This is a genomic window from Micromonospora sp. ABR4_055 (assembly GCF_056160425.1).
On sequence record NZ_JBSWXD010000218.1, the window covers coordinates 1 to 8,596 of the forward strand.

Annotated in this window: 10 protein-coding genes; 4 read left to right on the top strand and 6 right to left on the bottom strand. The window is 72.5% G+C overall.

The features are described 5' to 3' along the window. Together ACXAHD_RS29920 and ACXAHD_RS29925 are read left to right on the top strand one after the other, a co-directional pair. On the top strand, positions 1–1,164 hold a 1,164-nt coding region (locus tag ACXAHD_RS29920; RefSeq protein WP_475054819.1), incomplete at its 5' end, for an endonuclease/exonuclease/phosphatase family protein. A gap of 153 nt (positions 1,165–1,317) precedes the next feature. Continuing rightward, positions 1,318–1,752, top strand: a complete 435-nt coding sequence (locus ACXAHD_RS29925; protein WP_475054821.1) for a hypothetical protein — start codon at positions 1,318–1,320, stop codon at positions 1,750–1,752. 51 nt (positions 1,753–1,803) lie between these two features. Here ACXAHD_RS29925 and ACXAHD_RS29930 read toward each other — a convergent pair whose 3' ends face one another. Further along, positions 1,804–2,511 carry a GTP cyclohydrolase II gene (locus ACXAHD_RS29930; protein ID WP_281554137.1) on the bottom strand — a complete coding sequence of 236 codons (708 nt, stop codon included), beginning with the start codon at positions 2,509–2,511 and terminating at the stop codon, positions 1,804–1,806. Positions 2,512–2,645: 134 nt separating this feature from the next. On the opposite strand from ACXAHD_RS29930, the gene ACXAHD_RS29935 reads away from it, so the two are divergent. After that, on the top strand, positions 2,646–3,338 hold the full coding sequence (locus ACXAHD_RS29935; protein ID WP_281554138.1) for a RibD family protein: 693 nt from the start codon (positions 2,646–2,648) through the stop codon (positions 3,336–3,338). A 62-nt stretch (positions 3,339–3,400) separates the two neighbouring features. Here the strand turns inward: ACXAHD_RS29935 and ACXAHD_RS29940 are convergent, their stop codons facing one another. From ACXAHD_RS29940 to ACXAHD_RS29960, 5 genes are all read right to left on the bottom strand, one after another. Beyond that, the gene (locus ACXAHD_RS29940) at positions 3,401–4,420 is read right to left on the bottom strand and encodes a lysylphosphatidylglycerol synthase transmembrane domain-containing protein (protein WP_475054823.1); all 1,020 of its coding nucleotides are present in this window, start codon (positions 4,418–4,420) and stop codon (positions 3,401–3,403) included. 146 nt (positions 4,421–4,566) lie between these two features. Further along, a complete protein-coding gene (locus ACXAHD_RS29945) occupies positions 4,567–5,394 on the bottom strand; it encodes a class I SAM-dependent methyltransferase (RefSeq protein ID WP_475054825.1) in 828 nt (275 codons plus the stop codon). Between the two features lie 33 nt (positions 5,395–5,427). Continuing rightward, on the bottom strand, positions 5,428–6,504 hold the full coding sequence (locus tag ACXAHD_RS29950; protein ID WP_475054827.1) for a glycosyltransferase family 4 protein: 1,077 nt from the start codon (positions 6,502–6,504) through the stop codon (positions 5,428–5,430). Beyond that, entirely contained in the window at positions 6,501–6,899 is a 399-nt protein-coding gene (locus ACXAHD_RS29955; protein WP_281554142.1) for a 6-pyruvoyl trahydropterin synthase family protein, read from the bottom strand. The genes ACXAHD_RS29950 and ACXAHD_RS29955 overlap by 4 nt, the downstream gene beginning before the upstream one ends. After that, complete coding sequence (locus tag ACXAHD_RS29960; protein WP_281554143.1) at positions 6,877–7,887, bottom strand: zinc-dependent alcohol dehydrogenase; 1,011 nt, start codon at positions 7,885–7,887, stop codon at positions 6,877–6,879. Before ACXAHD_RS29960 ends, ACXAHD_RS29955 begins: the two co-directional genes overlap by 23 nt. Before the next feature lie 336 nt (positions 7,888–8,223). Here ACXAHD_RS29960 and ACXAHD_RS29965 point away from each other — a divergent pair, with 336 nt between their 5' ends. Next, positions 8,224–8,457: a TM2 domain-containing protein gene (locus ACXAHD_RS29965; RefSeq protein ID WP_281554144.1), complete on the top strand. Its 234-nt coding sequence runs from the start codon at positions 8,224–8,226 to the stop codon at positions 8,455–8,457. Positions 8,458–8,596 lie beyond the last annotated feature (139 nt).

Below are 8,596 nucleotides of genomic sequence, written 5' to 3' on the forward strand. Positions count from 1 at the left end.
GGCGGCGCGGCCCGGACCGCCGCGCCGCCAGCGGCCCCAGGGGACGGACCGGCGGGCCGCGGTCCCGGCGGCCACCGGCGTCGACGTTGGCCACCGCGTACCCGGCTGGTGTTCGCCACCGTCGCTGGCTGGAGCCTGTTCCTCGCGGTGTTCCTGACCCTCACCGGTACGCAGTGGTGGTGGCGTCCGTTCGAGCTGATGCCGCCGCTGCTGTTTGTCGCGGTGCCGCTGCTGCTGGCACCGCTGACGCTGCTGGCCCGCCCGGTCCGCGCCCGGCTCGCCCTGGTTCTCGTCGGTTGTCTGGTGCTCGGCGCCGACCTGGCCGGGCTGAACGTGCATGCCCTGCCGGGCGGACGCGACACCGCTGCGCCCGTCCCCGCCGACGCGATTCGGGTGTTCGCCTGGAACACCGAGTACTGGCACGACGGCGACGACCCGGAGCGGTTCTACGCCTACCTGGCCGATCAGCGGGCCGACGTCTACCTGCTCAGCGAGCACGTCGGCTGGGATCTCGCCGGGCACCGTCCGGTCCGCGTCGACCACCGCGCCGAACTGCGCGAACGGTTCCCCGACTACCAGATCGTCGCGGTCGGCGAGCTGCTGACGATGTCCCGGTACCCGGTGGTACGTCACCATGCGCTGGACGCCACGCCTTACCTGACCGACCGACAGCTGGGCGGTCCGCCGCCCGGCTCCGATTTCGCCGACTACTACCGGCACAAGATCCTGCGGACCGACCTGCTGGTGGGTGGGACGGTGTTCTTGGCGTACAACGTGCACATCCCGGTGCAGCTGGACGTCTCGATGGACCCGCGACGGCCCGAGTTCACCGCCTTCATGCGGGCGCAGGAGATCCGTCGGCAGGCCCATCACCGGGCGGTGGTGGCCGACCTCGCCGGCAACCCGGCACCGGTGCTGCTGGCCGGCGACTTCAACGCGACAGCGGCGATGGGCGAGTTGCGTGCCCTCGGCCGCCGGCTGCGGGACGCGCTCCCCGCCAGCCAGCAGATCCACCCGGTCTCCTGGCCGGACGGGAACATCCCGCTGTGGCGGTTGGACTGGGCGTTCACCGCCGGTCCGGTCCGGGTCCACGACTATCGGATGGTGCCGGGCCGGGGGATGAGCGACCACCGGGGACAGCTTGTCACCGTCTCGGTGAGCTGAGCGGATTCAGCTGGCCGCGATGCCGGCTGTCGCCAGCTGGCTGTCCACCTCGGGCGTCCGGGCGACCATGCCGCACCGCTCCAACAACCGGCGAGCTTCGCCGAGCAGCCTGCCGGCCGCGTCCCGGTCCCCGGGTGCGAGCTCGGCACGACCGTGTTCAACCTCGCCGGGCGGTCCAACGGCTGCTGCAACATGTGGGCGCCGGAGTTCCACCTGATCGACGGGCCCAACGGGCCGCGCTGGTATCTGTACTGCGTGGCCGGGCAGAACGTCGCTGACTTCAACCCGACCCAGCGGCTGCACGTACTGGAGAGCGCCGGCACCGACCCGATGGGGCCGTACACCTTCAAGGCCGACCTCGGCAGCGACTGGCAACTCGACGCCAGCGTGCTGCGGGTCAACAACAACCTCTACCTGCTCGGCACCTACAACGCGGGCAGCAACCACGGCAACGACTCGGCGTCCGGCGGCTGCGACATGAACCGGTCCACCCGGGCCCAGAAGTTCACCTGGAACGCCGACGGTACGCCGGACTTCGGCGCCCCGGTCCGGCTCGGCGTCACCCTGCCCGCTCCGTCGGGCGAGTGACCGCCGCCGCACCGGGCCGATGAGCTGTCGATCTGCCGGTGACCGGCTCCGTCAGTCGGTCACCGACAGATCGATGGTGTGTGCGGCGTGGTTCGCCTTGGCGGCCAGGTAGCGCACGTTCGCCGCTGAGACGTGCACACCGGTGGGGATCTGTTCGGTCACCGTGACCCCGAGCCCGGTGAGCTGTGCCGCCTTGTCCGGATTGTTGCTGAGCAGGGCTACCCGGTGCACGCCGAGCGCGAGCAGCATCTGCGCCGCTACCGTGTAGTCGCGTTCGTCCTCGCCCCGGCCCAGGGCCACGTTCGCCTCGAAGGTGTCCAACCCGGCGTCCTGCAGCGCGTAGGCGTCGAGCTTGGCGTACAGCCCGATGCCCCGCCCTTCCTGCCGCAGGTAGAGCAGGAAGCCGCCGCGGGCGGCGATCCGCTCCACCGCCTCGCGCAGCTGCGGGCCGCAGTCACACCGTTGGCTGCCGAACACGTCGCCGGTCAGGCACTCACTGTGCGGGCGTACCAGCGGTGGGTCACCGCCGTCGCCGGCCGGTTCCAGTGCCCGGTGCCAGTCGCCCAGGCCCAGCGCCACGTGCTCGCGGCGGTCGGCCAGACCGTCGAAGGTGAAGACCCGGGCGCTGGCGGTGTAGCCGTCGGGGAACCGCAGCGGCACCGTGACCTGTCGGCGGACCGTCGCCGTCGGCGCGGGACCCGTCCCGTTGGTGGCGGCGAGCTTACCGTTGACCGGAGCGTGGGGCGGCGGTTCAAGCATCGTACGTCCTATCGGTGATGTGCTGCACAGAGCGTCGGCGCCGGTCCGGCCGGCACCGACACATGAGCCGTACGGGAGAATGTGTGCCGGCCTCGCATGCAGGCTATCTTTCGGTCGTCGAGGAGGTGCCATCAGTGGTTGAGCGACCCTACGTCCTGCTCAGCTGCGGCATGTCGATCGACGGGTATCTGGACAACGCGAGCGGGCGGCGTCTGCTGCTGTCCAACGACGCCGACTTCGACCGGGTCGACGCGGTACGCGCCGACTGCGACGCGATCCTGGTCGGGGCCGGCACGGTGCGCCGCGACGACCCTCGGTTGCTGGTCCGGTCGGCGGACCGCCGGCGTCGGCGGGTGGCCGCCGGCCACCCACCCACCCCGATGAAGGTCACCGTCACCGGCAGCGCCGACCTCGACCCGCAGGCGCGGTTCTTCACCGTCGGCGACGTCGACAAGGTCGTGTACTGCGCCACGGCGAGCCTGGACAGCGCCCGCAGCCGACTCGCCGGACTCGCCAGCGTCGTCGACTGCGGTGACCCGGTCGACCTGCGACGGGTCGTCGGCGACCTGCATGTACGGGGCGTCGGCCGGTTGATGGTCGAAGGTGGCGGACGGGTGCACACCCAGTTCCTCACCGCGGGGCTGGCCGACGAACTGCACCTGGTGGTCGCCCCGATCTTCGTCGGCGACTCCCGGGCACCCCGGTTCGTCGGCGACGGCAACTTCCCGTGGCACGCCGACCGGCGGGCGACGCTGGTCGAGGTCCGCCAGATCGGCGACGTGGCCCTGTTGCGCTACGCCCTGTCGTCCCGGTTCGGCGAGCAGTAGTCGGCCAGCCCGACCAGCCGATGGCCGGGGCCCGCCGTTGTGTGCCGTCACGCCGCAGGCCGTCACGTCGCCGGACGCGGTCGCAGCCGTAGCCGTAGCCGCAGTGGTGGCCGTTGCCGGGCCGCCGGCAGCCGACGCAACCAGCGGGCCGCCAGCACACCGGCACCCGGCAGGCTCGCCGTCAACGCCAGCAGGCCGTACACCACCGCCACGGTCAACCCGAGGCCCGCGCCGAGCCCGGCGGCGCCGAACGCCCACGCGGTCACCCCTTCCCGCGGCCCCCAGCCGCCGACGTTCAACGGCACCGCCATCGCCAACAACGCCAGCACCATCAACGGTGCCAGTTGGTGCAGCGGAGCCGTCGACCCGGCGGCGCGGGCCGCGACCAGGAAGGTGGCGAGGTGACCGGCCAGCGCGGCGACCGACAGCAACGCCACCCCGGGCCAGGTCCGTCGAGCCAGCACTCCGTTGCGCAGGTCGGCGACAGTCCGCCCCACCGCGCGGGTCCACCAGGACCTGCCGGACCCGGCGGCGTCCGCTCGACGGACCTGTGGCCGACGGCGGCGTACCGCCACGAACATCGCCACCACCAGCGCCGCCGCCGCGACCATGGCCACCGTCACCTGAGCCGCGGTGACCAGCCGCGCGGATGCCGGCACCGGCAGCGTCAGCAGCACCCCTGCGGCGACCGCGAACAGCACCAGCTGACCGGCGGTCCGCTCCAGCACCACCGCGCGTACCCCCCGGCCCACGTCGGCCACCTCACGGCCGTGCCGGACCGCGCGGTGCACGTCACCCAGCACCCCACCGGGCAGCGCGGCGTTGAGGAAGATCGCCCGGTAGTAGTCGGCGACCGCCCCGGCCAGCGGCAGCGCCAGCCCCATCCCCCGGGCGACCAGACACCACCGCCAAGCGCTGCAGACCGTGGTCAACAACCCGATCCCGACCGCGAGCAGCAGCACCCGCACGTCGATCACCCGCATCCCGTCCAGGAACGCGTTGGTGCCGAGCCGCCAGGCCAGCAGCCCGAGGATGGTTGCCCCACCCGTCAGTCGTAGCCAGGCCCAGACCTTGCCCTTCACCGTGCGTCACGGCCGGTGCCGGCCGTGCGCAGCGGGCTCTTCGCCCTGTGCATTACGTGCCCCCCTCGATGAGCCTCCGCCGACAGATACGCGGCGGTGCCGCCTCCGGTTCACCTGCCCGGCACCGGAAGGACGCTGAGTGGAACTCAGCCGGGCACGACCAACATGTCCCGGTGTTCCACGGTGACCCCCAGCTCACCGGCGGCGGCAGCGGCGAGCCGGCGGCGCCGGTAGCCCCCCGGCCGGGCGGCCAGCTCCGGCCGCTGCTCGTACGCCGCCGCGATCCAGCCGTCCAGCCACCGTTCGGTCAGCTCGGCCTGCTCCGGGCCGAGCCGCCACGGGCTGGGCCGCACCAGCACGGTTGCCCCGTGCCGGGTGAACGCCTCGGTCGCCGCTTCCACCGCCGACGGGCCGAGCAGCGGCCGACCCGCGCTGTGCCGCCGCTGATGGTCGTTGAACGCGGCCGTCAGCTCCCCGTCGAGCGATTCTGCGGGATCGAACCGTACGTCACCGACCACGGTCAGGGTCAGCAACGCCGGACAGGCGATCGCCCGGACGGTCGCCGCCAGCCGGTCCACCTCGTCGGCGGTGAGCAGGTCCAGCAGCGCCGAGGCGGTGACCAGGTCGGCGCCGGCCAGGTCGTCGACGGTGAGCGCGGTGACGTCGTCGCGGCGTACCGTCGCGGTGACCGGCGCGCCGTCGGACGCCGCCGGGGCCATCCGGGCCTCGGCATGGCGCAGCAGTTCGCGGTCGCGGTCGTGCAGCACCCAGTGCTGGGCACCGGGCAGTTGCGGGGCCAGCCAACGACCCATCGACCCGGTGCCGCAGCCGAGGTCGTGTACTTCGGTGCGGGCAGCGCCGGTGAGCAGCCGGCGTACCTCGGCGACCAGTTCCGCAGAGCGCGCCTTCGCGTCCGCGGGCTCCCGCAGCCCCAACCACGCCGGGCTGTAGCCGGCCGACTCAATCGTCTCCATGAAGTCTCCCTCCGCTGGGGCGGGGCGCCGCCGTCAGCGCCAACCCAGTTCGTGCAGTACCGCGCCGACCCTGGTGGCGGTGTCCGCCCAATCAGGCAGCCCGGCCCGGCGCGCGACGGCGGCCGCCCGCAACCGCTCCCGCTCGTCGCCGTCGGTCAGCCAGCGGCGTACCGCCGCACCGAGCGCCGCCGGGTCGTCGGGCGGTACCAGCCGGCCGGGGCGCTCACCCGCGTCGGTGCGACCCACCGCCTGCGGCACCCCGCCGACATCGCTGGCCAGTACCGGGATGCCGCAGGCCAGCGCCTCGGTAACTACCATGCCGTACGTCTCGGCGTGCGACGGCAGGATGAGCAGATCGGCGTCGGCGTAAGTGCCGGCCAACGTCGCCGCCGCCCGGGGCCCGGCCAGCGTGACGCGGTCCCCGAGCCGGTGGTACGCGATTCGCTGCCGGACCTGGTCGACGTACGCGGCGGCGGTCAGCGCTCCCACGCAGACACATTCCCAGCCCAGGTCGGTGACGGTGGCGAGCGCCTCGACGAGTACGTCGTGGCCCTTACGGGGGGTGACCGACGCGACGCAGAGCAGCCGTCGGCCGGCCGGGTCCCGGCTGGCCAGGGGTGCCGGTGCGACACCCGGGAGCGCCACCCGGATTCGGTCGGCGGACAGGCTGTGGCGGGTGGCGAGTTGGCGTGCCGTCGCGTCGCTGGTGGCGATCACCGCCGCCGCCGAGCCGAGCACCGCGCGTTCGGCCAGCTCCAGGGCGGCCGCCTCGGCCGGGTCCAGCCCGGTCTCGTCGGCCAGTGGCAGGTGGACCAGCACGGCCAGCCGTAGCCGGTCGGCGTGCGGTCCGACCACCTCGGGCACCCCGCAGGCGACCAGACCGTCGATCAGCACCACCGTGCCGTCGGCCAGGGTGGCGAGGAGGCCGGCGAGCGCGGCCCGGCTGGTCCGGTCCGGGCGCGGCCAGGCACCGGGGACAGCGATCTCCCGTACCGGTCGTCCGGTCGCGACCAGACCGGCGCAGACCTGCCGGTCGTAGGCGTTGCCACCACTGGGGGCGGTCGGGTCGTCCACATTGCCGGGCAGTACCACGACGACCATCGACGTCAGAGCGCCCGCTCGTAGCTCGCCCAGGCGATGTGCGACTCATGCAGGGTGACGCCGATTGCGGTCAGCCCACGGGCACCGGCACCGAGGTCGCCGGCGTGTACCCGGTCGGCCAGCCGGTCGGCGATCAACTTGGCCAGCCACTCGGTGGAGGTGTTGACCCCGGCGAACGCCGGCTCGTCGTCGAGGTTGCGGTAGTTCAACTCGGCCAGTACGGCCTTGAGCTGCTCGGTGGCCAGACCGATGTCGACGACGATGTTGTCGCTGTCGAGGTCGGTGCGCTTGAAGGTAGCGTCGACGACGAAGGTGGCCCCGTGCAGCCGTTGCGCCGGGCCGAACACGTCACCGGTGAAGCTGTGGGCGACCATGATGTGGTCACGTACGGTGACGCTGAACATTTCTCATCCTCCAGTCGGGGTAGCGGATCACGTGGCACAAAGCCGGCAACTCGCCGGCCGCGAGCAGGGGCAGCACTCCGGGCAGGTCGGTGAAATTGCTCTCGCCGGTCAGCAGCGTGTCGAACCTCTCGTCGGCGAGCAGGTCCAAGGCGAGAGCGAGCCGTCCGGCGTACCCGTGCCGCTCGCGCCGGGCCGGGGCGACCCGGCCGACCTGGCTGCTACGTACGGTCAACCGGCGGGAGTGGAAGTGTTCGCCGAGCGGCACGGTGACCGGGCGGTCGCCGTACCAGCTGAGGTCGACCACCGTGCCCTCGGCGGCGAGCAACTCCAGCGACCGGGTCAACCCGGCCGACGTGGCACTGGCGTGGAACACCAGGTCGCACCCGTCGGTGGCGGCGTCCGGGTGGGCGAAGCCGACGCCGAGCGCGGCGGCGGTCACGGCCCGTGCGGGGTCGATGTCGACCAGTTCGACCCGTACGCCGGGGAACCGGGCGGCGAGCGCGGCGACGGTGGCGCCGACCATGCCGGCGCCGACCACGGTGATCCGGTCACCGAGCAGGGGAGCGGCGTCCCACAGGGCGTTGACCGCGGTCTCCACCGTGCCGGCGAGCACGGCGCGGCGGGGCGGCACGCTGTCCGGGACCACGGTGACCGCGTCGGCCGGCACGACGTAGCGGGTCTGGTGCGGGTAGAGGCAGAAGACGGTACGCCCGACGAGCTCGGCTGGGCCCTGCTCGACCTGTCCGACGTTGAGGTAGCCGTACTTGACCGGTGCGGGGAAGTCGCCGTCCTGATAGGGGGCGCGCATCGCGGCGTACTGGCTGGGCGGCACCTCGCCCCGGAAGACCAGCGTCTCGGTGCCCCGGCTGAGCCCGGTGAACCGGGTCCGCACCAGGACCTCGCCGGGGCCGGGCGAATCGACCTCGACCGGCCGGATCTCGCCGGTGCCCGGGGTACGCAGCCAGAACGCATGATCGCGCAGCGTCATCTACCCGCTCCCCTCGTCTCTCGTCGGTGCCTCGCCTCGCTGGCCTCGGTAACGATAGCCCGGCGCGGATCATGACAGCTGGTGACCGGCCGCCCTGGTGAGTCCGCGCGCCGGTGGTCCGTAGCCGGGAAGTACTGCCGGGCCGGTCGGCTGGCCCGAACCTGCGGCCCTCGGTGTACCACCGAATCGACGCCGAGCGCTGGTGGACCGGTCACCCCTGCGGCCCGTTCTGCGGTACTGTGCCGTGTCGCTGTCCAGACCGACCGGTCCTGGACGACGAACCACCACATCGGTCACGGGGGACCGCGTGCCGATCGTCTATCTTGGAAGGTATACATGTCGCAGACCACGGCCGTACCGGCCACCGAGCAGAAGTCCTGGCTCGTCGCGCTGCTGCTCAGCTTCTTCCTCGGTGGGTTCGGAGCGCACCGGTTCTACGTTGGCAAGATCGGGACCGGCGTTCTGATGCTGGTCACCTTCGGTGGACTGGGCCTCTGGGCGCTGATCGACTTCATCGTCATCCTGATCGGCAAGTTCACCGACAAGCAGGGCCAGCCGCTGGCCAAGTGATCGGCGGAACCCGCAGGCTGGGGGGGTGGCCGTACAAGGGGGGGTCCCCCCCCTCCCCCCAAACCTCCCCACCCCCCCCCCCCCCCCCCCCCCCGCCCTTCCTTTGTTTTTCCTTCTTTTCTCCCCTACCCCCCCCCCC